At 58.2% G+C, this 249-nt stretch carries 1 protein-coding gene; it reads left to right on the top strand.

What is annotated here, in order from left to right; genetic code table 11:
- On the top strand, positions 1-249 hold a 249-nt coding region (locus EVC45_RS46100; RefSeq protein WP_168991695.1), incomplete at both ends, for a hypothetical protein.

The following is a 249-nucleotide window of genomic DNA, read 5'->3' as shown; positions in this document are numbered from 1 at the left end:
ACTGACAGCAACAAACATCTCGACCGACCGGCCAAGATGTTTGTCGGTAAACCGGACTTCCTGCTTGACGCTGTCCAGGGGACTGCCGTTGTGCAGTTGGCCCGCAGCGTCAGACGCTGGCAGGCTACCCTGCTGAACAAAGCCCGCGATGGCGGCCTCCAGTTCGAAGCGACCACGGAGATCAGCCAGTTTGATGTGGAATACGCGGCCACAAAGGCTGGAAATGTTCCTGCCTATGCAGGACATGCA

Origin of the sequence: Paraburkholderia sp. UYCP14C (assembly GCF_004197395.1) — a bacterium.
In the GTDB taxonomy this organism is placed as follows: Bacteria; Pseudomonadota; Gammaproteobacteria; order Burkholderiales; family Burkholderiaceae; genus Paraburkholderia.
The sequence above is the reverse complement of the archived record's forward strand: the minus strand, read 5'-3'. Positions and strand labels throughout refer to the sequence as shown.